Genomic DNA, 24,726 nt, shown 5'->3' on the forward strand with positions numbered 1-24,726 from the left:
CTAATTTTTTACTTTTTCAACAGAACTGTATAATTCTATTATCTTTAATCTGTTACTTTCTCTATCGTATCTTTCTTTTATGACATTGATATTATACGAAAAAGCATTTTCTATCATTGCAGGGTTTAAAATTGCCTTTTTTAGTAACTCTTCAATATGCTTAGCATTTAATGCATCTTGAATAAGTAATCCGTTCTGTCCATCGTTTATAAGTTCAGCTGTTGCATCGCCCGGATTAGACTGAATTGGAAAAGCCCCCATACCCATTGCTTCGATTAAAGAATTGGGCAATCCATCTGACAAACTATTACCAATGTAAATATAACTCTCTCCCATTATTCTCATTAGTTCGTTATTTTCGATAAATTCCGATCTTAAATAAACTGTGATTTTACTATTGGCAAATCGGCTATTATTTTGAATGTAATCTTTAATTTCCAAATCTGCTCCAAATACAACAATACGGTACTCGTTGAGTAATAACAAAATCTCACTGTTTAAGGCTTTAACTACAGTAATTCCTTTACCAATTTCATTGTTATACCCTTTTATCAAAATTGTTTTTCGGGATGCCGGAGGAATAACCCGTTCCTCTTTAAATTCAAATCCTCCATTACCTGGAAAAACTCCCAGAAATTTGTTTCCGAAGCCTTTTTCTGTGGCAATTTTAAAATCTCTAAAACAATCTGTTATTAAGTAATTGGTTCTTTTTAACGTTTTGGACATCAGTACGTCTGAAATTCCAATCTGTTCTGAAAAAAACATATCACTGCCCCAGGAGGAATAGACCCATTGGATAGCAGAATATTTCTCCATTACTTCCAAAATTGGTAAACAAGAAAGCTGCATTTCGAAGCTATGGACTAAATCTGGCTTTATTTCCAGCAACTTTTCCTCAAAAATGGTCGCTGTGTTATACTCATTAAATTGTTGTATAAAGTTATAGAAACTACGAAATTTACTTTTTAAAAATTCACGTCCCGGGTAATTCCATCGCAGTTTCCATTCCACAATTTGATTTACCCAACTAATTCTTTCTACCTTTTTTTTACTGTCCAAAACATCAAACCAATAGACTTCATGCCCTGCATTTTCAAGCTGTTCAACCCACCTGAAAAAATGCTGTGAAGCCATTGCAACCATTAGAATCTTCATAACTATAATTTAATTTTTAAATTAATAGTTTGTTCCAATTTTGAATACTCATATTGATAAGGCTGGTTTCTTAAAGAAGAAACGATAGTTAGCAAAATGGCATCATTAATTGTATCAAAGGAAAGAAACTGAAAATGTTTTTTTCCTATTATTCTTTTACATTCATTTTTGAAACTATTGCAAAGTGCATGTTTTTCAATATCAACATTTATCACAACATCTTTTAAGTTTACCAGTGTTCCTGATAAAAATGCTTCAATATCATTTTTTTCGTTGGTTATTTTCAAGCTGTAATCCGGTTGATTCAAACTAAGATAATCCTGATTTACAGGCAAAATACCCCAACTAGAATTACGATTTGCTTGAATAACCTTCATTTTTTGTATCTGCTGAATGTACTGATGATTTATTTTTTCAAGCCTACTATGAAAGGGTTCGAGACTACTTTTATTTCTATAAGTTTTAGGATGCCATTGATGCAGGATATAGAGATCGTCATTGTAAAAGTTGACTTTAACTTTTTTGTTTTGCAGCCGAATATGAACATCCGTATCTTCTGCTCCCCAACCATGATAAAACTCATCATAGCCGTTTATACTTTTTAACATCGCAGTCGAATACAATGTCATTCCTGTCGCTTCTTTACCGGATAAGTGATTTACTTTATACGTCTTAAAAGATTTGCTTTTTTTTGATTCTTCCTGATCTAAAAAACCAACTTGAAAATAAGTAATTTCATCTTCACTCTTAAGCTCGTTTAATTTTTCAATAAAGTCCTCTCGAAAAATCATATCAATATCTCCAACAAAAAAGCAAGTAGTGGTGCATTGCAATAAAGCAATGTTTATCGCTCTTGCCTTATTCCAGAGTTGTTTTTTCACGGGGCATGAAATAAGCTGTACAAAAGAATAATCCCCTACAAATTTACTTAAAGCAAGTGCATTAGAATCTTCACTTCCATAATCGATTAAAATAACTTTAAAAGATAGATTAGATTGATCCTTCAAAGAGTCCAAACAATTCTGAACTATCTTTAAATCCCGATTTCTATAGGTCAATACTATTGTTATCATTTCTGAAAGATATGTTCGTTCTTTAAATCAGTTTGTCTGAATAGTAACTTTTTATAACTATCATTAAACTTTTGGATTTGAAAATTGTTATGGGCATATAAATATGCATTTTGCGCTATTTTCTCCCTGTAATTGATATTCATTATCAACTCTGCGATAGAGGCCGTAAATTTTTCTACAATGATTTGCTCATCGGTATCATCAATTACAATTCCGTTCTCATCATTTACGATATGCTCCGTAATACCGCCTACATTAGTTGTAATGGGTACAACACCATGCGCCATTGCTTCCATAATTACCATTGGAAACCCTTCTCTACTGGAAGTAATAAGAAGAAAAGTCATATTCTTATAGATTTCTCTCAAAGAGTCTTTATTGGTCACCTCTCCTAAAAATAAAACGCCTGCGGAGTCAATGCTTTTTTTATTACTTTTCATTCCGGTTCCCAGCATTTCAAACTGAGCATTTGGAAAGTTCGGAATAACATTTTTTGCTATCTGAAGAAACAACTCAGGTCTTTTTTCATGCGCCCATCGACCTACAAAGCCAATTTTAATCTTACCCGCATCCTTCTGATAAAAACTATTGTCATCTATCTCAATACCATTTTCAATTTTTATAATTCTTTCATTATATGCAGAATCAATATTGTTAGTCTTGTATTGACTAATTAAATCGAGTTTTGTTTTTTCATTTATAACTACTCGATAATCTAAATATTCTACAGCAGAAATACTATCGTCCTCAATACCCAAATCGGGATATGAAAAAGCATGAATTAAATCTATTTTATTGATTCTTTGATCCAGAAAAGGTAACAATTCATAAAAAAAAGTAGCATTTGAGCTAAAGACAGTTTCAAGATTATGATTTTTATTGAGTGATTTAATTATTATCTTTTTTAAAACCTTAATAAGAAGCTTGTTTTTTTTAGTGACAATTTTATTGATTAAGATAACTTCTGAAAGCTTCTGAAAGCTTGCTAAAAAATTAACCGTATTTGAATTTTGTGTAAAAAGTACACAGCTTTTCTTCCCTTGAACTGATTTAACAATATTAAGATGTACTCTTTCGGCACCACCCGTATGATAAACCGGAAAAAAGAAAACGATATCTGATTTCCTTATTTTTCTATTTTCAAAAAGGCAGAATAAAAGCAAATAGTATAATGCACTAAAAAAATTTAATGTTTTCCTTGCCTTTTTTTTCAATACTTTTTTCACGTTTGTTTTCTTAATGTACTTAATAATAAGAGATCTTTACTCCTTTTTATTCCTCAAAAGAGCTTTCTTTAAGGAATACAAGTACAATTTCGCCAAAGATAATTTCCCTTTTTCTTTTCTGAATAACTGACTGAACAATTTAAATGCTTTTATAAATTTTCGCTCTCGATTGTAGGCCAGAACCAATCCACATTCTTTTTCAAAAATACATTTTAAGACCGTTTCCCTATACTTTTTAAAATGAGTATCGTTCAGGATATTTCTTCTGATTTTTAAATCTTTCGTATACCAGTCTTTCAGCTTATACGATATCCCTATATTTTTTCTGTAAACAGCCGTAACATCTTGTATATAATGTATTTTGCCTCCTTCTTTCAGAGTCCATAAATATGTTGGCCAATCTCCATAGGGATATTGATCAATCCATTGAGGAAGCGGCTCCTTAAATTGTATATTTCTGAAAAGAGCTGTAACGGAGAAAATAAAATTAGCATAAATCAAATCATTAAAATCTTTGCAATCTGATTGATTAGAATCTGAAAAAACATTAAATTCACCATTAGGAGATAAGAATTCCAAACCGGTATGGACAATCGAGTATTCTAAGTTATTTTCTAAGAAATCAACTTGTTTTTGAAGCTTAAAAGGATCAGTCCAGTAGTCATCGCCATCACATATTGCAATGTATTTTCCATCACATTCTTTTATAGTTCGTATATAATTAGCAATAAGCCCTATATTTTTTTCAGGACTTGGGAGCAATTTTATCTGATCTCCATAACAACGAACATATTCTTCGCAAACGGCTCTGGTGTTGTCAGAACTGCAATCTTCTCCTATCACCAATTGAAAAGGAAAATTTAGTTTTTGACTCAAAATACTTTCAATAGTCTGCGCGACAAACTTTTCCTGATTATAGGTAAGTATAAAAACACTAACCATAATTTGTTTCTCACCAACCATCTTTTTCTCCTCCTTCATTAAATTTAATATGCTCTACGTGCTTATATACTTTTTTTTGATAAAATCTCACCCAATGTAAAATTATAACCTATTTGAAATAAATTTAAAGCTAATCAGCCTCTGAAATATCTTTTTAAAAAATGGCAAAACACCTATTTTTAGTGCCATTTTTTTTAAAAAAAGACCTAATTTGTAGGTGTTTGAATCTTTACACAATGCTAATTTGTATCTATAATCTAAACTAGATTTATAAAACCTTGAAATCAGAACAACTGACAATCTGTTATATTCTTTCGGAGTAAGTATAGTCTCTAAATACTCGATCGCTTTTATAAACTCCGGAAATAAGTTTTCATTTTTAGTCATACTCTTTGGATTTCTTCTATAATAAGCCAAAGGTTCATCCTTAAAAAAAATCTTATTTGTCTTCTGAAACAAACTTACCCACATCACCCAATCTTCTTTCGCTCTTAAATTTTCAGGAAATCGAAAGTTCTGAAAGAGCGAAGATTCAAAAATACCACAATGAATCGGAATAGTAAAAGAATCTTCCCATTGGTACAAAATCGATTCTAAATTAAAAAGTTCTGCTTTTAAATCACAATAAGGACTTGACAGAGTGTTGATATCTTCGTCGAACATTTTAAAATTAGATATAACAATTTTTAAATCTTTATTTTTTAATGAATTAAAGGATTGAAGAGAATTTTCTAATTTTAATTTATCTAAGCAATCATCAGAATCTAAGAACTGTATGTAATCGCCTTTTACAAAATCTAATCCAAAATTTCTGGCACTACTTAATCCGCCATTCTCTTTATGATAATATTTAAATCGACTATCAATGTCACACCACTTTTTAGCTATTTCATGGGTATTATCAGGACTCCCGTCGTTAACTATAATACATTCCCAGTTCCTGTATGATTGATTTAAAACAGACTGTAAAGTTTCATCCAGATAATGGGCCTGGTTGTAACAAGGAACTATAATGGAAACTAAAGACTCGCTCATTATTTCTGTAAATAGTTATATTTTATAGCAGTAAGATATTTTTTAAAAGGCATTCTAAAGCCGCAGTTTCTAAAATTACTTATTACGGTTTTTAATGATTCCAAATACATATTCTCCTCTAACATCAGTCTGAATTTTTTAATAAAAAAATCATTTAAAAGATGGTAGTTTTTGGGATACCTTTTTTTATCTCCTAAATAATTATAAATCGAGATAATTTGAAAAATATGAGTGTTATAATGATCTAATTTCGTCAAACCTGACATTACTCCTCCTTCATGAATTCTATAAACTGAAAACAGTTCTGTCGATCTGTAAGTTTTCGATTTGGTGGTGTTCATCAAAATAAGATACAAAAACCAATCTCCAAAAGTTACTTTTTTAAAACTGTCGGGAAATTGAACTTTAACATTCCTAAACAATACCGTACAGGTTATAATATTATTATGAAATAAGAAATCGTCTAATACAAACACACTGTCGTTCTTATCTTTTATAATTGGTTGCTCTTCGCTTTTTAAATTTCTTTTTAGTTCTAAGGCATTAGCACTATGAATGACAAAATCTGGATTTGCCTCTAAAAAATCAACTTGCTTCTGAAGTTTTAAAGGATCAATCCAATAATCATCACCTTCGCATATTGCAATATAAGTTCCGGAGCATTGATTTAAGGCAAAAATAAAATTAGGCATCATTCTTAAATTACTTTCATGTCTGAAGTATTTAATCCATGATTTCTTAGGATGACTTTCTAAAATTTCCTGAATAACTGTATCTGTTTGATCCGGAGAACAGTCATTCGCAATAATTAGCTCTACTTCAAAATTACATTCTTGCATCAAAATTCCTTCAATAGCTTCCCGAATGTAATTTTGATGACCATAGGTAATCATGCAAACACTAACAGTAGGTTTTTTTTTCATCTCAATTTCTGTCTTAAAACACCCAGTCCAACAAATGATAAAAGAAGTTTTAACCAAATATCAGCTTTCATTTTTCTCTTAAAAACACTCCAACTACAAAATTTAAAGGCTTCTAAAATTAATAGATTTTTCAACAATTTTAAAGTATCTGAATATTTCTTAGATACAAAAGCTGTATTTATTAATCCTCTATTTGTATTACAAATAGAATCTGACAGCCAAATTCTGTTTAAATTATTTCGTTCAACAAAACTCTTCCTGCAAAAATAGGTGTCTTTTAATGCAAAGATGTATTTCTCAATTTCTTTAGGATGACTTGCACTACCTTCAAGAATTCTGTATACTGCTGTTGTCTCGTTTAAATGATACAATCTTGATCTATATACCGTTTCAAGGATTATTCTGGTGTCGCCTATTACTTTACCTTCAAGCTCTTTATGGAGTATTTTTATAACCTTGTCTAAAATTGTTTTTCTAAAAACGGTGGAAGCAAATTCAACAAATTTACTTTTTAGCATTTCAGGAATCACCTCTTCCTCATTTTGCACAAATCTTGCTGGTGATTCTATAAATTGTCCCGTTTTCTCAATAAATTGCTTTGTATTAGAATATACTAAACCCACTTCTTTATTCTTTTCTAAAATATCAACCTGTTTTTGAAGCTTGTCTTTAGTGATCCAGTAATCGTCTCCTTCGCACATTGCAACATAAGTTCCTGAGCATTGTTCCAAAGCAAAAAATAAATTTGACATTATCCCTTTATTCTGGGCATAATTAAAGTACTTAACCCATGATCTTCTGGGATGGTTTTTTAAGACGTTCTGTACGACTAAATCTGTTTTATCAGGGGAACAGTCATTAGCGATAATCAACTCAACTTCAAAATCACATTCCTGCATTAAAACTCCCTCTATAGCCTGAAGAATAAACTTCTCATGACCATAAGTAATCATACAAACACTAACTTTTAGATTTCGATTCATTATTAAAATCGTAATTCCTCTAGTTCTTTAATAATTTTACCTGGTATTCCAACAATTAGACAATTGTCAGGAACATCTTTAGTAACAACAGCACCTGCGCCAACAACGACATTTTTACCTATTCTGACTTTAGGTAAAACAGTTGCATTAGTTCCCAAAACAGTATAGTCACCAAGGACACAATTTCCGGATATATTCACTCCTGGGGATAATTCTACAAATTCACCTATAATACAATCATGGCCGATTGTACAATTTAAATTTATTAAAGAACCTTTTTTAACAATAACATCAGCTGTGATTACCGTTCCGGTCATGATATTGGACCCTACTCCAATTTCATTACCAAAATTACCAATAATAGCAAGTGGGCTGATTGTAGAAGTAAAAATACCACCTAACGCAGTAAATTTATCATGAAGCTGTTTTCTTAATACTGGATTACCAATTCCTATCGTAAACCTGTTATCTACGGTGGTAAAATATGTCGTTGCGTCGTGAAGAGTTTTTAAAACAGAAAATTTATTAAATAAAAATCCATTTATATCATCATTCACATCATCATAAAACGCCAAGTTATCCGTTTGATTTAATTGATGCACTACCTCCAGAACTTCTTTTGCAAAACCTTTAGCTCCTATAATTAACATAAACTGGTATTAATAATTGAAATAATTTTTTCTAACTCCGTTAATTGTAGACCTACATACAATGGTAAACACATTATACGAGACGCTACACTTTCAGAAACAGGCATCTTAGCACTATTAATATACTCAATAGTATTTAAAGATGGGTAAAAATATCGTCTTGGAAAAATTTCATTTTCATTTAAGACTTTTTGAATCTTAAGTAATTGTTCTTCATCCTCAAAAATTAAGGGATAATAACTATAATTCCAATCTGTATTCTCTCTAATCTTAATAGAATATACTTTACTAAAATCCAGATTATCGTTATAAAAATGGACTAGATTTTTTCTCTCTCTAATTATTTGATCCATATAAGGAAAAACGGCCAATCCCATAGCAGCTTGCAGTTCCGATATTTTACCATTGATTCCTAAACCATGAAACGCTAATGGTCCACTATGTCCAAAATTATGAGAATAAAATAATTTATGCCTTAAATCTAAATCATTAGCAAACATAGCTCCACCTTCTCCCGTATGAAATAACTTGGTAGCATGAAAGCTACAAGTACTAATATCTCCATAATTAAAAATAGACTTGTTATTAAACTGCATACCAAAACAATGTGCCGCGTCATAAATAACCTTCAAATTATACTTTTTTGCAATAGCTTCAATAGCGATAACATTGCATGGATTACCAAAAACATGAGTCGCTAATATTGCCGTCGTTTTTGACGTAATAGCCTCCTCTATCTTCGTTTCATCTATGGTTAAATATTCTGGATGAATATCTACAAAAACTGGTGTACAATTTTCCCAAACTATTGATGCCGTTGTTGCTACATAACTAAATGGTGTGGTTATAATTTCACCTTTATTTCCTAACAACTTCAAAGCAATTTGCAGGGGTACTGTTCCATTGTTAGTAATTATAATATTTGAAATATCCAGATACTCTTTCAATTTTTCTTCAAGTTCCAACACGAGTTCACCTCTATTGGTTAACCATTCATTATCCCAGGCGCGCTGAATTTGTTTTGTATATTCGGGTAAGGGGGGTAGAAAAGCTTTGGTTACGTTTATCATATTATTTTTGGGCTATTTCATTCTGTAACAAAGAAATCCTTGGTTTCATCTGGATTTCATTAGAATAAACTTTAAGAAATTTTTGCTGACCATTTTGAGAAATTGAATATAATTTTTCAGGGTTTTCAATTAAATCGATAATATTATTCCTAATAGAATCAGAATTACTATCTATCAAAATTAAATCTACATTTGGAATAAAAGTACTATTCTGTTTAAGTTCATCAGTAATTAAAACCGTAACACCATTTAAAGCCGCTTCGACAACCGTACCTAACGGAAATCCATCGAACGCGCCTTTACTTAATACAAATGCTTTATTTGGAGAAATCAACACATCCATATTTTGATAAATGACACCTAAAGTTTCAAAATTTTGATATCCATAAAACTTTATTTTTCCTTTAAGTTTTGAAACGTCAATATCATTTTCATCAAAACCTCCAATGATGTGAAAATTTATAAAATCATATTTATCAACTATGGTTTTAGCAAACTCTATAAATACATCGTAACCTTTATCTTCTCCTTTTGGGCTGTATTTAGCCGCGCAAAAACAAATATCGAATGTCAACTTATTCACTAAATAAGTCTTTTTATTTGTTAAATCTTTATTTAAGGATATTTGCGGGACAACCCCTCCAAAAATAAATTCTATTTTCTGTGAACTACAAAAGTTTTTCTCAATTAAATAATTCTGGGTTATTTTTTGAGTTGTGATAACTTTACGAAATGACGGCGATTCAAGAACTTTTTTTAATTTTTCATCACTTATCGTGTTATCTAATTGAAATCCTCCTCCAGGATACAAAGTAAAAGCAAACGGAATTTTGTATTTCTCTAACCACCATAAATTTTTATAAATGTTATTTAGGAAAACACAATAAAACAAGTTTGTATTTATATTGACCAATTTCTTTTTACGTACTATTTTCTTTTTTAATGATACGTTTTGCAATATAAATTCCGAAATGTGTTTTTGATGGTTTTCAATTGGAGTATTTACAATCGCATATGACGTTGGTTCAACTATAATTTTAGATTTTTTAAAATGTTTTAATAGTACCGTAAATTCTTCATACCTAAAACCAGATATTGGATGCGGAAATATATCATCAAAAATTAATAGATCGGTTTTTTTTAGCCCCTTGTAAAACATATAATCATCACTACAAAAACTTCTTGCAATCGAAAAAACATTCTGCACTTTATTTTTAATAACTTGAATAATATTCACTACCATCTATTAATTTGAATATTTTCCCAATTTAAATAAGGCCTTACAACCCCTCCCCAATAACCAAAATAATCTTTCCTATGAGTTCCTTCCTCTTCCAGATCAACTGAAATTATTTTGTCAAGTTGTGCGATTATCTCAAAATTATTACCAACTAAGATTATAGTAAAGTAATATTTCCCTTTATTTAAAAGGTTCTCAGGAATTACACAGACACTTCTATAAGTTCCTTTTCCTAAAGGAACTCGTTGTAAATTAGGTGAGGCTAAGACATAAGATTCTTTATCATCAAAAATTGAAATTGAGCAATTAATTGAATGGTTATCTATAAAATTGACATACTCTATTTCCAGGCTTATTTGGTCTTCAATAAGAAAAAATGGATTATCCGATTTAAGTTTGACAGAAGTTATTCTGGCATTTAAGTTTCCAGGTGCATCTTCAATTTTCCAACCTACATTAGTAACACATTCATATGAATCTGAATTGTAAACATCTAAAGCTTCATTAATATTTCCCTGAAATTTAATCATCCCTTGTTCTAAAACAATTCCTCTGGTACACAATTGTTTCACTGCAGCCATATTATGGCTTACAAACAAAACGGTACGTCCTTCTCCTTTAGATATATCCTGCATCTTTCCAATAGCCTTTTTCTGAAACTCGGCATCACCAACGGCTAAAACCTCATCTATAACTAAAATTTCCGGTTCCAAAAAAGCGGCTACAGCAAAGGCTAAACGAACTGTCATTCCAGAGCTATATCTTTTTACTGGCGTATCTATATAACGTTCGCAACCTGAGAATTCAATGATTTCATCAAGTTTAGAAGAAATTTCTTTTTTAGTCATTCCAAGAATAGCACCATTTAGAAAAATATTCTCTCTTCCCGTCATTTCTCCATTGAACCCCGTTCCTACTTCAAGAAGTGAAGCAATACGGCCACGAGATTTTATACTACCGGTAGTTGGAGCTGTTACTTTTGACAGTATCTTTAAAAGTGTTGATTTTCCTGCTCCGTTTTTACCAATAATTCCGAGAACTTCTCCTCGTTCCACTTCAAAATTAATGTCTTGCAAAGCCCAAACATAATCTGAATTACCTTTAGTTGAGCGGTCATTAGTGTCTCCAATTTTTAAATAAGGATTCTCTTTGCCTCTTATTTTGTGCCACCATCTATTGATGTCATGACTCAAGGTTCCTGTACCTACTTGTCCTAAACGATATTGTTTAGAAACGTTTTCAGCTTTTAATATTATATCTTTTTCCAATTGTGAATCGTGAATCATGAATTAAACAGTATCTATAAAACTTTTCTCCGTTTTATTAAAAACCAAAAGTCCAATAAAAAATACTGTTATAGTGACAACTAAAGTATAGACTAATCCTAAAACCGAAATCCCTCCAACGTTCAATAACATAAAACGGGTGGTCTCAATAATATAAGCTAATGGATTATATTCGACTAGCCAACCATAACTAGGTAATTTATCTTTAATAAGCTCCATAGGATACATGACTGCCGACAAGTACATCAATAATTGTATCCCAAAGCCAATTAAATGACTAAAATCTCGATATTTTGTCACCATTGCAGAGATAAGCATTCCTAAGCCCAATCCTAAAATTCCCATTATGATTATTAAAATAGGGAAAAATAAAACTAGGCCATTTAAACTTAAATCAGCTCCCTGGAAATAATAGAAAATATAAAATCCAACAAAAATCAGAAATTGAATCCCGAATTTTACTAGATTTGAAATTACAACCGATAGAGGGGTAATTATTCTCGGAAAATATACTTTCCCAAAAATAGCAGCATTCGCCTTAAAAGTATCCGATGTCCCGGTCAGGCAAGTTGTAAAATAATTCCAAACCGTTATCCCTGCCAGATTAAATAAAAATGGCGGAACCTTTCCTGTATCGATACCGGCAACATTATTGAATATTATTGTAAAGGTTACAGAAGTAAACAATGGCTGTATCAGATACCAAAGCGGGCCTAAAACAGTTTGTTTATATACCGTGATGACATCACGTTTTACGAAAAGAAATAATAAGTCGCGATACTGCCAAACTTCTTTTAAATTTAGCGAAAAGAACTTATTCTTAGGTGTTATTTCAAACAACCAATCATTGGGGCTATTATTGTTGTTCATTTTATTATTGTTAGAAACAATCTACAACTATATCATTGATATGACTATTCCTCAAGTTTCATTATTTTTTTAACCGCGAATAACTACACTTGTTTAATTAACAAGATTTTTATGCTTCAAAAAACATTTTAAAAGCAAAAAAGGTGTTTTCTAAAAAAACACCCTTTTATAGTATAGAATTAAACCTTAATTCAAATATTGCGAAATTACTTATCCAGAACCTCAAAAGTAGAATTCATACTTTTGAATTCAGGAACAATTTTTTTCATTTTTGCTACTATATCCTCATTATCATAAAAATCGGCTATTCCGATAAGCTCATCGATCTCAATATGCAGGTTTTCGTACTCATCTTGAATTTCCTGAGCTATCATAATCTTATTATGGTAAGTTGGTAATGTTTTAGAAGTATCATTTAATAACTCTTCATAGAGTTTCTCTCCAGGTCGCAAACCAACAATTTTTATCTTTATTTCCTTATCCGGAATAAAACCTGCCAGTTTAATCATCTTTTTAGCCAAATCTATAATCTTTACAGGCTTACCCATATCAAAAATATAAATCTCACCTCCGTTACCCATTGCACCAGCTTCTAAAACTAATTGGCAAGCTTCGGGAATAGTCATAAAATAACGAATAATATCCTGATGCGTTATAGTAACCGGTCCACCCTCGGCAATTTGTTTCGTAAATAACGGAACTACTGACCCGTTTGAACCCAAAACATTTCCGAAACGCGTCGTGATAAATTTAGTAACGCTTTCTCCACCATTTTCTCTCTGATTTTTCAAGAACAAGGATTGAACATACTTTTCAGCAATTCTTTTACTCGCTCCCATAACATTACTAGGATTTACCGCTTTATCTGTTGAAACCATGACAAATTTTTTGACGTGATATTTACAGGATAAATCTGCTAAGTTCTTAGTTCCTTTAATATTCGTGTGAATCGCCTGTGCCGGATTCTCTTCCATTAATGGAACATGTTTGTATGCGGCTGCATGAAAAACAACATGAGGGCTATAGTTTTTGAAAACTTTTTCCAGTGCTTTTTTGCTTCTTACATCTGCAATTACTGCCACTATTTTTGATTCAGAACCTAAAGTCAATGTTTCCAAACACAAATTATGAAGCGGGGTTTCGGCATGATCTAAAATGACTACCATCTTAGGGTTAAAACCAAGAACCTGTCTTACTATTTCACTACCTATAGATCCCGCTGCCCCGGTAATTAAAACGGTTTTGTCTTTTAATTGTTTAGAAATTGATTTACTATCTAAAACAATAGGTTTTCTTTCTAGTAAATCTTCAATCTGAATATTCTTTACTTTTTGAGAAATTTCTTTTTGATTTTCCCAATCCGAAATCAATGGAACTGTATATACTCTATAATTGAACTCCAAACATTGATCTACAATGATTAATTGTTCATCTTTAGACAAGCTCTTATCAGCAATAATAACACCTTCTGCAGCTACAGAACGCATCAGAGCCGGTAATTTTTTTCTTAAAATCAGAATGGGTAAATCAAGCATTCGTTTAGATGCATTCTGATTGTTTTTGTCTACAAACCCTACAATTTTAAATCGCGAAGGAGTTTCAAACTTCAGAGCATTAGCAACCGAAATTGCATTGGCATCTGTTCCATAAATTACTGTACGAATTAACTTTGTGGTTGTTTTTTCAGAGAAATATAATTCAAATGTCTGCTTTACGATCACGCGATATAAAAACAACCCACAAAAAGACAGTACTAAATTGATAAAAAGCGCTGTATTCAAAAATGCTTTATGTCCTATATATAATTCAAAAACTAAATTGAAAAATAAAAAAAACACTAAAACTGACATTTGAGAAAACAACAACTTTATAGCATCAATATAAGAGGAGTGTCTAATAATACCCGAATAAGTTCTAAACAACCAAAAGAAAAATATATTGGTGGCAATTAAACTCGAGACAAAGAAAAACTGATGAGAGGTAATGATATAACCCAATGCTGTACCTTCAAACAACATATAGGTAAAAGTAAACGAGAAAATCAGCACCATTATATCTATGGCAACAATAATCCATCTAGGCAAGTAACTAAGGTTATTAATACTCGCTCGTAAATTCCTAGGTGAGAATAAATTAAGCAATAAAGAAGCTATTTTGGTTTGTTTATCTGTATCCAATTTGGTTTCGTTTAATTTTGTAAACTTTATATAGCTTACAAAAATACAAATTAAAGGTTTTAAAAAATTATTTTCACTAGTAAATTAGACTTTAACACCTTTTTTCTTTTGTTTTAAAAATTCTATCAAATACGATCCATATCCAGATTTAACAAGAGGTAAAGCAAGTCTTTCCAATTCAGTATCATTTATGAATCCTTGCCTCCAAGCAACCTCTTCAATACAGCCTACTTTAAGTCCTTGTCTATCTTCCAAAACCTGAACAAATTGTCCTGCCTGCATTAAACTATTGAAAGTTCCTGTGTCTAACCATGCTGTTCCTCTGCTTAGAATACCAACTTTCAGCGATTCTCTTTCTAAGTATACTTTATTCACGTCGGTAATTTCGTATTCTCCGCGAGCACTAGGTTTAATATTTTTAGCTATTTCAACAACCGAGTTATCATAAAAATACAAACCAGGAACTGCATAACTTGATTTTGGTTCTTCTGGCTTTTCTTCAATTGAAATCGCCTTAAAATTTTCATCAAATTCAACAACTCCATATCGTTCAGGATCTGAAACGTGATAAGCAAAAACAACCCCTCCTTGTGGTTTTGTATTTGATTTTAAGAGTTTTTGCATATTAGATCCAAAGAAAATATTATCCCCAAGAATTAAAGCAACATCATCTTTGCCTATAAACTCTTCACCAATAACGAATGCCTGAGCCAAACCATTAGGAACTGCTTGTTCTGCATAACTAAATTTACATCCCAAACTAGAACCATCTCCTAATAATTTTTTAAAGTTTGGTAAATCATGAGGGGTGGAGATTATTAATATTTCGTTTATCCCTGACATCATCAAAGTAGATAACGGATAATAAATCATCGGTTTGTCATAAACAGGCATCATTTGCTTGCTCATTGCAAGAGTCAATGGATGTAAACGTGTGCCAGAACCTCCAGCTAAAATAATTCCTTTCATTATTTATAATTTTAGATTTCTTACTGGAAATTTCATCCTAAATTCAAGGCATATATTATTAAACAAACATTTTTTCTAAACTTTCTTTATAATCAGGAACACTTACATTATAGATTTCCTTGATCTTCTTTTTATCTAACAATGAAAATTCCGGGCGTTTTGCAGGAGTTGGATAAGAAGATGACGAAATCCCGCTAACATTACAATTATAACCTCTTAATTCTTTTATAGAGAGTGCAAATTCGTACCAGCTAATTTCTCCTTCATTTGAATAATTATATATACCAGGAATCCAATTCGAAGATCTTACTATATCAACCATTGCCTGAGCTAAATCAGCAGCATATGTTGGTGAACCAATTTGATCATTTACAACATTTATTGTATCCCTTTCTTGCATCAATCTTTGCATCGTTTTGACAAAATTATTCCCAAACTTACTATACACCCAAGAGGTTCGTATAATAATTGAATCTGGATTCTCTCTTAAGCACGCAATTTCTCCGGCCAATTTGCTCTCTCCATAAACATTTATAGGATTTGTTTCTGCTTCTTCATTTAAAGCGGAAGAAGAAGATCCGTCAAATACATAATCTGTTGAAATATGGATTAGTTTTACACTATTCTTGAATGTATATTTCGCAATTAATTCTACAGCCAAATGATTTATTGTAAATGCCAACTCTCTTTCAGTTTCAGCTTTATCTACTGCTGTATAAGCGCCGCAATTAAAAATAATATCAGGCTTAATTTCATTTAGCTGATCTTTAAGCAACTCCAAATCATCTAATGCAATTTTTGTTCGATCTGCAAAAATCCATTCAAATTCTGGATAAAATACTGATAGAACTGAAAGTTCAGATCCTAGTTGTCCATTTGCTCCTGTAACAAGTATTTTTCTCATTAAAATAAGCTATTACAATTCTCTACAAAAGGAAGAATCTGATCTTTCTCAGAAACAATAGCTTCTTTTACATCTATTCCCCAATCAATATTTAAAGATGGATCATCAAATTTAATTCCTCCTTCAGAAGCTTTATCATAAAACTGATCACATTTATACATTACTGAAGCCGTTTCGCTTATCACTGAAAAACCATGAGCAAAACCCTGAGGAACTAATAATTGTTTTTTATTCTCTGCTGATAATAAAACACTAAATGATTTTCCATAAGTAAGAGAATCTTTTCTTAAATCTACCGCAACATCTATGATTTCTCCTTCCAGAACGCGAACTAATTTGGTTTGTGCGAAAGGAGGATTTTGATAATGCAAACCTCTTAATGTTCCTTTTTTAGAGAACGATTGATTATCTTGAACAAAATCAATATTAATTCCTAAATTTTCAAATTTAACTTTACTGTAAGACTCGAAAAAAAAACCTCTTTCATCTCCAAAAACTATCGGATTAATAATTAATAAATCTTTTATAAATGTTTTTTCAATTTTCATACTTCGAGTATAATTCTTTAGTTTATTTTCTCAATAAATCCATAATAACTACTATTATTCTATTTTTATCTTCAATTGATGTAATCAAATATTTATCTTACAATTGTTTTCTTTTAACAAATAAAACTTTAATAAATATACTAAAAGTAAAGGTGCAATAGCACATAAAAACAAAAACAAATCATTAACATTCTGATAACCAACAACAACAAGCATAGATACAATTAACTGAACTAAAGCATAAATCATCGAAACTATTCTGTGTTGTATTTTACACTCGTTACTTAAAATTTGATATAAATGTAGTCGGTGAGCTTCAAAGATATTCTGTTTTAAACACAAACGATGTATAATTGTACAAATAGTATCAACTCCATAAACGGCCAAAAACAATAGCCAAACCAAGGAATTTGTTACCAAAACAAGTTTCAAAACCAGATAAATCACCCAAAAAGCTATTGCAATACTCCCAACATCACCAGCAAAACATTTTGCTTTTTTTCTATAATTAAAAAAAAGAAAAACTATGCTAGCTATCATTCCATATTTTATAAAGGCTCCATCTGTAAATAGCTGAATATTTGTATTTACATATAATAATGATCCCATTACTACCAAAGTATACAAACCTGTAATTCCATTAATTCCATCCATGAAATTATATGCATTTATTAAGCCGATAGCGAGAACATATGCTATACTAATCCAAAAAACGGAAAGCGAATCGAATACACCCAAATCATAGAAAGCCAATGAAATAGCAATAAAATGAACTGTAATTCGAACTTTATTTGGTAAACTCTGAATATCATCCCAAAAACTTACTAAGCTTACCAAAGTGATACCTGTAAAGAAAAAATAGTTATTTTCTAAATGTTGGGCAAAATAAAGCAAGGCAGAAAACCAAAAAATAACCCCTCCACCTCTTAATGTTATCTCTGTATGCGCACTTCGATGATTAGGCTTATCTATGATATTAAAACGATCGGCTACTTTAAAATAAAGTAACATTATAATCATTAAAACAATTCCTAAAATTGTGTATTCCATTATTTATCTATAAAACTTTTTATTGTTCGCTCCAATCCATATTGTGCAGTATGTGGGAGTCTTTCAATTTTCAAAGCTGTTTTTATTTTTTTATTTGAAACTTCGTAATTTTCAGTCAGTTTTTGGACTGTTTCGGAATTCAAGGGAAATCTAACAATATCTCCAATTTTAGCAACACCTCTAATAATTGACTTAGGAACTGCAATTGAACGATTTTTTCTATTTAAAACCATTGAAATAATTTGCACTACTTCGTTTGTAGACAGAACTTCATCATCGGCACAATTATATATTCCCGTAGAAATCGTTTTATTTTCAATCAGATTCTTAATTAAAAAACAAAGGTTTTCTATACTTAAAAATGAACGTTGATTTTGGAAGGCCGCCAACGGCCAAGGTAACCCTTTTGAAACTAATTGGTATAACAAGTTTAAATTTCCTTTATTTTCCGGGCCATGAATCATACAAGGCCTTAGTATATAAACTCGTTTCTCTTCGGGTAATTTTTTCCCTAATATATATTCTTCCGCTTGCTGCTTAGCTATGCCATAATGTGTCTTAGGATTTGAAACAGCTTCTTCTGTTAAAATTCCATCAACTTTATCTGCAACAGCTTTTACTGTACTCATAAAAATAAATACGGTTGCATCCGACCGCAAAAAAGCATCAAACAATTGTTTTGTTAATTCACAATTTGCCTCATAATAATCATTTGGCTTTGAAACTTTTTTCAAATCATGGGCTTTCCCCGCAAGATGAATAATAGTATCTGCATTGATTTCAATTTTTTGATTCGGTACATAACGAACACTTAATGGTTCAATTTCATATGAACTTAAGTATTTTTTTAGATTCGTTCCCACAAATCCTGTTAATCCCGTTATTGCAATTTTTGACATTAGCTCTTTAATATGAATTCTAAATTATCTATACATTTTGTCATTGTAAAATTCTCCTCAAAATATCTAAATCCATTTTGCCCAAGAATATTTCGTTGTTCTTCGCTTAACTCATACAATTTGACAATTTCTTTTGCCAATCCTTCAAAATTTCCAGCGTTTGTAGAAAATCCACATTTAGCATCATTTATTAATTCAGCTCCTTCGCCATTTAGCATCCCTAAAATTGGTTTCTGGGTACATAAATAAGCCTGGAGTTTTGCAGGCACTGTTAAATTAAATATCAATTCATCTTTGAGCGAAACTAATAATACATCAGAACTAGTGAAAAAAGTTTTCATTGCATCTATCGGAAATCTTCCCACAAAATGTACTGTCTGGCTTAATTTATTTACTGCTACAAATTCTTCAAGTTCCTGTTTGCTTCTTCCATCACCAACAAAAACAAAGTGAATATCTAATTTCTCTTTAAGGATTAAGGCCGCTTTTATAATAGAATTAACATCTTGCGCTACTCCAATATTTCCGGCAAAAAGAATTTTAAAGCCCTGAGGCAGCTCCGGAATCGGATAGTTAGTATCTCCTTTTAAAATAGAATCTTCAGCCCAATTGGGAAAATAAACTAGTTTATCTTCATAATTCCCTTTCGTTAAAATTGATTCTCTAAATCCCCTGGAGCTAATTAAAATTTTATCTGAATTATTATATATATACTTTACCATTCCTGTAAAAAATGATAGTACCGTTTTGTTTTTGATTCCTCCCGCCGACGTAAGGCTTTCGGGCCACAAATCCAATACCCAGAAATGCAATGGAATTTTCTGAATTTTCTTTATAACAATAGCAGGAAAACCTTGAGTTATAGGAGATGGTTCGTGCACCAGAACTACATCAAATTTATCTTGAAAAGCTAAAAACAAAGCTCTTATTGAAGCAAAGAATGCCCAACTAAAATAATTTAAAAAAAGTCTAATTCCCCCACCCTTTCCTCTCGGAATTAACAAGGCCCTAATAACTTTTACACCATTAATGGTCTCACGTCGCCTCTTAAAAAAACCATAACTGTTATAAAATTTTCCTTCAGGATAATTTGGCAGTCCTGTTAAAACAGTAACCTCGTGTCCTCTTTTAACTAATTCAAAAGCAATATCATTGCTTTTAAAATTTTCAGGAAAAAAATATTGAGTAACTAATAGTACTTTCATTCTATAGCTCTCTCCAAACTACACGTTTTACATAATCCGTATAACTCAAAATAATACGAACCATTTTTTCGGAAACATTTGGCATTGAATAATCAGCAACTGGCCTAAAATTTCTTTCTGTTCCAATCTTCTGATATTGTAATTGTACTAATCCCTGCATAATTCTTTCTGGGCTCAAACCTACCATCATTACGGAAGTCTCTTCCATCGCTTCAGGCCTCTCATGAGCATCTCTAATGTTAAGAGCTCTAAAATTTAATACTGATGACTCTTCTGAAATTGTTCCTGAATCTGAAAGAACTGCAAAAGATTTCATTTGCAAAGCGTTGTAGTCATTAAATCCTAACGGCTTTAAAAACTGAACATTTTTATGCATTTGAATATTTTTTTTCTCAATCATATTCCTAGTCCTTGGATGTGTACTAACAATGATTGGGTAGTTATACTTCTCAGCAATAAGATTCAAGCTGTCCATTAACCCCTGAAAATTTTTCTCACTATTTATATTTTCTTCTCTGTGAGAAGAAACTACAAAGAACTTGCCTTCTTCTAGTCCTAATCTCTGCAAAACATCTGAAGATTGAATAGATGGTAAATAATGATTTAAAACTTCAAACATCGGTGAACCGGTTTTGATAATTCGATCTGCAGGCAAACCTTCTCTCAATAAATATTCTCTTGCAATATCACTATAAGTCAAGTTAACATCTGAAGTATGATCAACAATTTTTCTATTCGTTTCTTCCGGAACACGCTGATCAAAACAACGATTTCCGGCCTCCATATGAAAAATCGGAATATGTCTTTTTTTTGCTGGAATCGCACAAAGACAACTATTTGTATCTCCCAAAACTAAAAAAGCATCTGGGGTTTCTGTTTCTAATAAAGGATCAATTTTTATAAGTATTTGTCCCACTGTCTCAGTAGCTGTTGCTCCCGCAGCGTTTAGGAAAAAATCTGGTTTACGTATTCCTAAATCATCAAAAAATATTTGATTAAGTTCGTAATCGTAATTCTGACCTGTGTGTACAATTATATGCTCAATAGCTTCTGAATTATCCAGAGCTGCCATCACTCTGGAAAGACGAATAATCTCCGGCCTAGTACCAACCACAGTCATTACTTTTAATCTTGATCTCATTATATCTTTGTTGTTTTATTTTTATTATACATTTTCGAAATAGGTATCAGAATCATTTGGATCATAAAACTCATTAATCCAAAAATTGGTATACAATATCTCTTCTCCTATATTCTTAATATTATGAGTATACCAAATTGGCATATCAACATAAGCCGGTTCATTACCATCAAGATAAAAATCTAAAACTTCGTCTGTTCCAATTCTACGTAATTGAATCAAGGCTTTTCCTTTAATTACAGCAAATCGTTCAATTTTTCTAGTGTGATAATGATTCCCACGGGTTATTCCTGGAACTGTTGTTGAAAATGAAACTTGTCCACCAACTCCCAAACGTATTATTTCAACAAATGAGCCTCGCGGATCCGTATGCTCAACAAATTTTACTGGAAAATAATTCTTGATATCCATATAACAACGAAATGTGTTGAATAGATTCAATTCAAATTTGTTATTAATACTTGGAACACTACCGTTGTCCTGATATTCTGACTTATATTTTTCTAACAAAGTTAAAATTTCTGAAACCTTAGATTCTGATGTATGTTGCATTAAAATTTCAGGTTTCCCTTCTTTACTTCTAATCTCAGCAATAATTGCATCCACTAATTCTCCAACATAAATCAATTTTAAATCACCATCTACCTCAATAACCGGTTTTTCGTTATGTGAAAGTTTATGACAAAAAGTGGCAACAACGGAGTTATAATTTGGCTGTCCAAAAGGGCCAAAAACATTTGGAATTATCATTCCTGTAAATTGTCCCTCCGAATTATTTGACCAATTGACCATTAATTCTCTGCCTTCTTTTTTAGATTTCCCATAAAGATTGTCTCTTTCCTCTTGTGTAGATGAAGAAAAAAGTACGTGGGATCTACTATTTGTTGTTTGAAGCGATTGAACTAATTTCTGAACCAATCCTAGATTCGTATCATAAATCACTTGAGGATCATTATGGCGATTCATAGCTGCCAAATGCACAATAACATCACATTCTGCAACGAAGGAATTTAATTTATTCTGATCTTCAAAATATTCTTTTTGAAAGTCAACTCGTGTAAACTCTTCAGGGAAAAGCCCAATTGTATTATATAAATGTGTTCCAACAAAGCCTGCTTGTCCTGTAATACCTACTTTTAACATTTTTTTGTTTTAAGTTTTAAAATAATCAATATCGTATCGATATTCATCTTTAATTTCTCCTAATAGATAATCAGCCATTACAAGTAATTTAGAATTTAATTCTAAAGATTGAATACTGCTAATGTAACCTTGTGGGACATGAAGTACATTTAATTTTTCAGAATCAATAAAATAGGTAAATACTTCTAAATTTATAGATGGCTTATCCCAATTATCAATTTTAATTAGCTGGATTTTAAATTTCCCGTTAACTACCGAAAACCATCTTTGTTCTATCTGATGTCCTTGCCAGCCTCTAACAAATTTAGGACTTTCGTTTTCTATAATATATATTCTTTTGATTAACGAAGAATCAAAATCATTGTTATATAATAAAGTTCCTCTTTGATCAGAATGACTATTTCCTTCAATTAATTTTGGTTCCATTTCTATCTAGCCAGGCATTTGAGTAACATCTTCACCAAAAACTTCCTTACGAATAAGAGGTAGTGTTGACAAAAGCTTTTTCATACCTTCCACCCCTTGCTGTTCTGTGTTATGCGAATGATAATCTTCAATTAAAGAGACATCCTCTTCTCCTTCAGAAAAATACTGCGCATAATTCAGATCGCGATTATCCGCAGGGATACGATAAAAATCTCCCATATCCTCTGCCTTTACCATCTCTTCACGAGTACATAAAGTTTCGTACAATTTTTCGCCATGGCGTGTCCCAATAATCTTAACTTCAGTATCTGCTTTACAAAGTTCTTTTAAGGCCTGCGCTAAGTCACCAATTGTTCCCGCTGGAGCTTTATTTACAAATAAATCACCCGGATTACCGTTTTCGAAAGCAAACAAAACTAATTCTACAGCTTCATCTAATGACATCAAAAAACGTGTCATATTAGGATCTGTAATAGTAATCGGATTATTTTCTTTAATTTGTTTTAAAAACAAAGGAATTACTGACCCTCTTGAGGCCATTACGTTTCCATATCTGGTCAAGCACACTGTAGTATCGGTCAAATTTCTAGAAGCAGCGACTGCAACTTTTTCCATTAATGCCTTTGAGATTCCCATTGCATTAATAGGATAAGCTGCTTTATCCGTACTTAGACAAATTACTTTTTTTACTTTATTAATTCCAGCCGCATCAATAACATTTTGTGTTCCAAAAACATTTGTCTTTGTTGCCTCTAATGGAAAAAACTCACATGAAGGAACTTGCTTTAGTGCTGCTGCATGAAATACATAATCCACACCACGCATTGCTCTTTCGACGCTATTATAATCTCTTACATCACCAATATAAAACTTAAGTTTATCGTTTTTTAATTGATTACGCATATCATCCTGTTTTTTCTCATCACGAGAAAAAATTCTGATTTCTTTAAAATGATCAGTATGTAAAAAACGGTTTAAGACCGCATGGCCAAAAGAGCCTGTTCCTCCTGTTATAAGAAGAATTTTATCTTGTATTTTCATTATTGATTTATTTTGAAAATCTTATCTTTTTCTAATTGAGATGGATAATTAATTAAAACGGCTTTGTAAGGTCCTTTAAAAACAAATAAACTCCCCGCAGCTACACCAATTACTCCGTGTCTATCAATAATTTTTTCGATATCACTTAAAGAGCCTGCTCCACCTAAAACGGTCATAGGAAGTGTTATTTTTTCCCTTACTTTATCTATTAAATCTAAATCATATCCCTTCATTTGTCCATCTTTATCGATAGAATTGATTACAATCTCACCTGCTCCCAATTTCTGCGCTTCTTCTACAAATTTAAAAGGATTGATTCCAGTACTTTTTTTCCCATTATGAGTATAAACTTCATAACCTCCTAACAATTTCTTTTTAACATCTAATACTACAATAACACTCTGTGCTCCTACTCGATCTGAAATCTCAGTAATTAAATTTGGATTTTGCAATACAGCCGAACTTAGTGCTATTTTTTCAATACCAAGACTAAATATACGTTGAGCCTGCTCTACTGTTTTTACGCCTCCTCCATAACACAAAGGCATCATAGATTGACTTGCTAATCTTTCAATAAGACTATAATTAGGTTCTTTACCTAATACTGTTGCATCAATATCGAACACAGCTAGCTCATCGACAGCTTTTTCATTAAAAATTTTAACTGCATTAATAGGATCGCCAACATATTTAGGATTCTTAAAATTTACAGTTTTCACTAATCCGTTCTCATGAACCAAAAGGCTTGGAATTATTCTAGGTCTAAGCAT

The 24,726-nt window shown here is 31.6% G+C and carries 24 protein-coding genes; all 24 read right to left on the reverse strand.

Translation table 11 applies throughout. The features are described from left to right. The 24 genes from ACN1CN_RS08380 to ACN1CN_RS08495 all read right to left on the reverse strand — a co-directional run bounded on the left by ACN1CN_RS08380 (position 1) and on the right by ACN1CN_RS08495 (position 24,726). Positions 1-1,155, reverse strand: a complete 1,155-nt coding sequence (locus ACN1CN_RS08380; protein ID WP_419135323.1) for a glycosyltransferase — start codon at positions 1,153-1,155, stop codon at positions 1-3. A gap of 2 nt (positions 1,156-1,157) precedes the next feature. After that, positions 1,158-2,228: a glycosyltransferase family 2 protein gene (locus ACN1CN_RS08385; RefSeq protein ID WP_419135324.1), complete on the reverse strand. Its 1,071-nt coding sequence runs from the start codon at positions 2,226-2,228 to the stop codon at positions 1,158-1,160. Beyond that, complete coding sequence (locus tag ACN1CN_RS08390) at positions 2,225-3,454, reverse strand: glycosyltransferase family 4 protein (protein ID WP_419135325.1); 1,230 nt, start codon at positions 3,452-3,454, stop codon at positions 2,225-2,227. The genes ACN1CN_RS08385 and ACN1CN_RS08390 overlap by 4 nt, the downstream gene beginning before the upstream one ends. Positions 3,455-3,490: 36 nt before the next feature. After that, positions 3,491-4,435 carry a glycosyltransferase gene (locus ACN1CN_RS08395; RefSeq protein ID WP_419135326.1) on the reverse strand — a complete coding sequence of 315 codons (945 nt, stop codon included), beginning with the start codon at positions 4,433-4,435 and terminating at the stop codon, positions 3,491-3,493. A gap of 63 nt (positions 4,436-4,498) precedes the next feature. Beyond that, positions 4,499-5,431: a glycosyltransferase family 2 protein gene (locus ACN1CN_RS08400; protein WP_419135327.1), complete on the reverse strand. Its 933-nt coding sequence runs from the start codon at positions 5,429-5,431 to the stop codon at positions 4,499-4,501. Further along, a complete protein-coding gene (locus ACN1CN_RS08405) occupies positions 5,431-6,354 on the reverse strand; it encodes a glycosyltransferase family 2 protein (protein ID WP_419135328.1) in 924 nt (307 codons plus the stop codon). Before ACN1CN_RS08405 ends, ACN1CN_RS08400 begins: the two co-directional genes overlap by 1 nt. Beyond that, positions 6,351-7,307 (reverse strand): glycosyltransferase, encoded by a 957-nt coding sequence (locus ACN1CN_RS08410; protein ID WP_419135329.1) that lies wholly within the window; start codon positions 7,305-7,307, stop codon positions 6,351-6,353. Before ACN1CN_RS08410 ends, ACN1CN_RS08405 begins: the two co-directional genes overlap by 4 nt. Positions 7,308-7,339: 32 nt before the next feature. Continuing rightward, positions 7,340-7,987, reverse strand: a complete 648-nt coding sequence (locus tag ACN1CN_RS08415) for a NeuD/PglB/VioB family sugar acetyltransferase (protein WP_419135330.1) — start codon at positions 7,985-7,987, stop codon at positions 7,340-7,342. Continuing rightward, on the reverse strand, positions 7,981-9,057 hold the full coding sequence (locus ACN1CN_RS08420) for a DegT/DnrJ/EryC1/StrS family aminotransferase (protein ID WP_419135331.1): 1,077 nt from the start codon (positions 9,055-9,057) through the stop codon (positions 7,981-7,983). The genes ACN1CN_RS08415 and ACN1CN_RS08420 overlap by 7 nt, the downstream gene beginning before the upstream one ends. A gap of 1 nt (position 9,058) precedes the next feature. After that, the gene (locus tag ACN1CN_RS08425; RefSeq protein WP_419135332.1) at positions 9,059-10,294 is read right to left on the reverse strand and encodes a glycosyltransferase family 4 protein; all 1,236 of its coding nucleotides are present in this window, start codon (positions 10,292-10,294) and stop codon (positions 9,059-9,061) included. Further along, on the reverse strand, positions 10,294-11,583 hold the full coding sequence (locus ACN1CN_RS08430; RefSeq protein WP_419135333.1) for an ABC transporter ATP-binding protein: 1,290 nt from the start codon (positions 11,581-11,583) through the stop codon (positions 10,294-10,296). The genes ACN1CN_RS08425 and ACN1CN_RS08430 overlap by 1 nt, the downstream gene beginning before the upstream one ends. A 3-nt stretch (positions 11,584-11,586) precedes the next feature. After that, the gene (locus ACN1CN_RS08435; protein ID WP_419135334.1) at positions 11,587-12,453 is read right to left on the reverse strand and encodes an ABC transporter permease; all 867 of its coding nucleotides are present in this window, start codon (positions 12,451-12,453) and stop codon (positions 11,587-11,589) included. 206 nt (positions 12,454-12,659) lie between these two features. Continuing rightward, positions 12,660-14,630 (reverse strand): polysaccharide biosynthesis protein, encoded by a 1,971-nt coding sequence (locus ACN1CN_RS08440; protein ID WP_419135335.1) that lies wholly within the window; start codon positions 14,628-14,630, stop codon positions 12,660-12,662. An 84-nt stretch (positions 14,631-14,714) separates the two neighbouring features. Then, a complete protein-coding gene (gene rfbA / locus ACN1CN_RS08445; protein WP_419135336.1) occupies positions 14,715-15,599 on the reverse strand; it encodes a glucose-1-phosphate thymidylyltransferase RfbA in 885 nt (294 codons plus the stop codon). A 58-nt stretch (positions 15,600-15,657) separates the two neighbouring features. Beyond that, positions 15,658-16,503, reverse strand: coding sequence for a dTDP-4-dehydrorhamnose reductase (gene rfbD, locus ACN1CN_RS08450; protein ID WP_419135337.1), 846 nt, complete (start codon positions 16,501-16,503; stop codon positions 15,658-15,660). Further along, positions 16,503-17,051: a dTDP-4-dehydrorhamnose 3,5-epimerase gene (gene rfbC / locus ACN1CN_RS08455; RefSeq protein ID WP_419135338.1), complete on the reverse strand. Its 549-nt coding sequence runs from the start codon at positions 17,049-17,051 to the stop codon at positions 16,503-16,505. Before rfbC ends, rfbD begins: the two co-directional genes overlap by 1 nt. A gap of 84 nt (positions 17,052-17,135) precedes the next feature. Continuing rightward, positions 17,136-18,101 (reverse strand): MraY family glycosyltransferase, encoded by a 966-nt coding sequence (locus ACN1CN_RS08460; protein ID WP_419135339.1) that lies wholly within the window; start codon positions 18,099-18,101, stop codon positions 17,136-17,138. Then, complete coding sequence (locus tag ACN1CN_RS08465; RefSeq protein WP_419135340.1) at positions 18,101-19,000, reverse strand: NAD-dependent epimerase/dehydratase family protein; 900 nt, start codon at positions 18,998-19,000, stop codon at positions 18,101-18,103. The genes ACN1CN_RS08460 and ACN1CN_RS08465 overlap by 1 nt, the downstream gene beginning before the upstream one ends. Next, positions 19,000-20,205 carry a glycosyltransferase family 4 protein gene (locus ACN1CN_RS08470; RefSeq protein WP_419135341.1) on the reverse strand — a complete coding sequence of 402 codons (1,206 nt, stop codon included), beginning with the start codon at positions 20,203-20,205 and terminating at the stop codon, positions 19,000-19,002. Before ACN1CN_RS08470 ends, ACN1CN_RS08465 begins: the two co-directional genes overlap by 1 nt. A 1-nt stretch (position 20,206) precedes the next feature. After that, the gene (gene wecB, locus ACN1CN_RS08475; protein ID WP_419135342.1) at positions 20,207-21,346 is read right to left on the reverse strand and encodes a non-hydrolyzing UDP-N-acetylglucosamine 2-epimerase; all 1,140 of its coding nucleotides are present in this window, start codon (positions 21,344-21,346) and stop codon (positions 20,207-20,209) included. Positions 21,347-21,370: 24 nt separating this feature from the next. After that, positions 21,371-22,489 carry an NAD-dependent epimerase/dehydratase family protein gene (locus ACN1CN_RS08480; RefSeq protein ID WP_419135343.1) on the reverse strand — a complete coding sequence of 373 codons (1,119 nt, stop codon included), beginning with the start codon at positions 22,487-22,489 and terminating at the stop codon, positions 21,371-21,373. A gap of 9 nt (positions 22,490-22,498) precedes the next feature. Beyond that, positions 22,499-22,915 (reverse strand): WxcM-like domain-containing protein, encoded by a 417-nt coding sequence (locus tag ACN1CN_RS08485; RefSeq protein WP_419135344.1) that lies wholly within the window; start codon positions 22,913-22,915, stop codon positions 22,499-22,501. 6 nt (positions 22,916-22,921) lie between these two features. Then, positions 22,922-23,956, reverse strand: coding sequence for a polysaccharide biosynthesis protein (locus ACN1CN_RS08490; RefSeq protein WP_419135345.1), 1,035 nt, complete (start codon positions 23,954-23,956; stop codon positions 22,922-22,924). Beyond that, complete coding sequence (locus ACN1CN_RS08495; protein WP_419135346.1) at positions 23,956-24,726, reverse strand: AglZ/HisF2 family acetamidino modification protein; 771 nt, start codon at positions 24,724-24,726, stop codon at positions 23,956-23,958. Before ACN1CN_RS08495 ends, ACN1CN_RS08490 begins: the two co-directional genes overlap by 1 nt.

Origin of the sequence: Flavobacterium sp. T12S277 (assembly GCF_048514875.1) — a bacterium.
In the GTDB taxonomy this organism is placed as follows: domain Bacteria; phylum Bacteroidota; class Bacteroidia; order Flavobacteriales; family Flavobacteriaceae; genus Flavobacterium.

What these genes read in the sequence shown, in the direction of transcription:
- ACN1CN_RS08410 (WP_419135329.1), bottom strand. Translation starts at nt 7,307, where the DNA reads ATGATTACTTATGGTCATGAGAAGTTTATTCTTCAGGCTATAGAGGGA.
- ACN1CN_RS08495 (WP_419135346.1), bottom strand. Translation starts at nt 24,726, where the DNA reads ATGCTTAGACCTAGAATAATTCCAAGCCTTTTGGTTCATGAGAACGGA.
- ACN1CN_RS08460 (WP_419135339.1), bottom strand. Translation starts at nt 18,101, where the DNA reads ATGGAATACACAATTTTAGGAATTGTTTTAATGATTATAATGTTACTT.
- ACN1CN_RS08385 (WP_419135324.1), bottom strand. Translation starts at nt 2,228, where the DNA reads ATGATAACAATAGTATTGACCTATAGAAATCGGGATTTAAAGATAGTT.
- ACN1CN_RS08470 (WP_419135341.1), bottom strand. Translation starts at nt 20,205, where the DNA reads ATGAAAGTACTATTAGTTACTCAATATTTTTTTCCTGAAAATTTTAAA.
- ACN1CN_RS08380 (WP_419135323.1), bottom strand. Translation starts at nt 1,155, where the DNA reads ATGAAGATTCTAATGGTTGCAATGGCTTCACAGCATTTTTTCAGGTGG.
- ACN1CN_RS08490 (WP_419135345.1), bottom strand. Translation starts at nt 23,956, where the DNA reads ATGAAAATACAAGATAAAATTCTTCTTATAACAGGAGGAACAGGCTCT.
- ACN1CN_RS08420 (WP_419135331.1), bottom strand. Translation starts at nt 9,057, where the DNA reads ATGATAAACGTAACCAAAGCTTTTCTACCCCCCTTACCCGAATATACA.
- ACN1CN_RS08485 (WP_419135344.1), bottom strand. Translation starts at nt 22,915, where the DNA reads ATGGAACCAAAATTAATTGAAGGAAATAGTCATTCTGATCAAAGAGGA.
- rfbA (WP_419135336.1), bottom strand. Translation starts at nt 15,599, where the DNA reads ATGAAAGGAATTATTTTAGCTGGAGGTTCTGGCACACGTTTACATCCA.
- ACN1CN_RS08435 (WP_419135334.1), bottom strand. Translation starts at nt 12,453, where the DNA reads ATGAACAACAATAATAGCCCCAATGATTGGTTGTTTGAAATAACACCT.
- ACN1CN_RS08465 (WP_419135340.1), bottom strand. Translation starts at nt 19,000, where the DNA reads ATGTCAAAAATTGCAATAACGGGATTAACAGGATTTGTGGGAACGAAT.
- ACN1CN_RS08400 (WP_419135327.1), bottom strand. Translation starts at nt 5,431, where the DNA reads ATGAGCGAGTCTTTAGTTTCCATTATAGTTCCTTGTTACAACCAGGCC.
- ACN1CN_RS08395 (WP_419135326.1), bottom strand. Translation starts at nt 4,435, where the DNA reads ATGAAGGAGGAGAAAAAGATGGTTGGTGAGAAACAAATTATGGTTAGT.
- rfbD (WP_419135337.1), bottom strand. Translation starts at nt 16,503, where the DNA reads ATGAGAAAAATACTTGTTACAGGAGCAAATGGACAACTAGGATCTGAA.
- ACN1CN_RS08405 (WP_419135328.1), bottom strand. Translation starts at nt 6,354, where the DNA reads ATGAAAAAAAAACCTACTGTTAGTGTTTGCATGATTACCTATGGTCAT.
- rfbC (WP_419135338.1), bottom strand. Translation starts at nt 17,051, where the DNA reads ATGAAAATTGAAAAAACATTTATAAAAGATTTATTAATTATTAATCCG.
- wecB (WP_419135342.1), bottom strand. Translation starts at nt 21,346, where the DNA reads ATGAGATCAAGATTAAAAGTAATGACTGTGGTTGGTACTAGGCCGGAG.
- ACN1CN_RS08415 (WP_419135330.1), bottom strand. Translation starts at nt 7,987, where the DNA reads ATGTTAATTATAGGAGCTAAAGGTTTTGCAAAAGAAGTTCTGGAGGTA.
- ACN1CN_RS08430 (WP_419135333.1), bottom strand. Translation starts at nt 11,583, where the DNA reads ATGATTCACGATTCACAATTGGAAAAAGATATAATATTAAAAGCTGAA.
- ACN1CN_RS08480 (WP_419135343.1), bottom strand. Translation starts at nt 22,489, where the DNA reads ATGTTAAAAGTAGGTATTACAGGACAAGCAGGCTTTGTTGGAACACAT.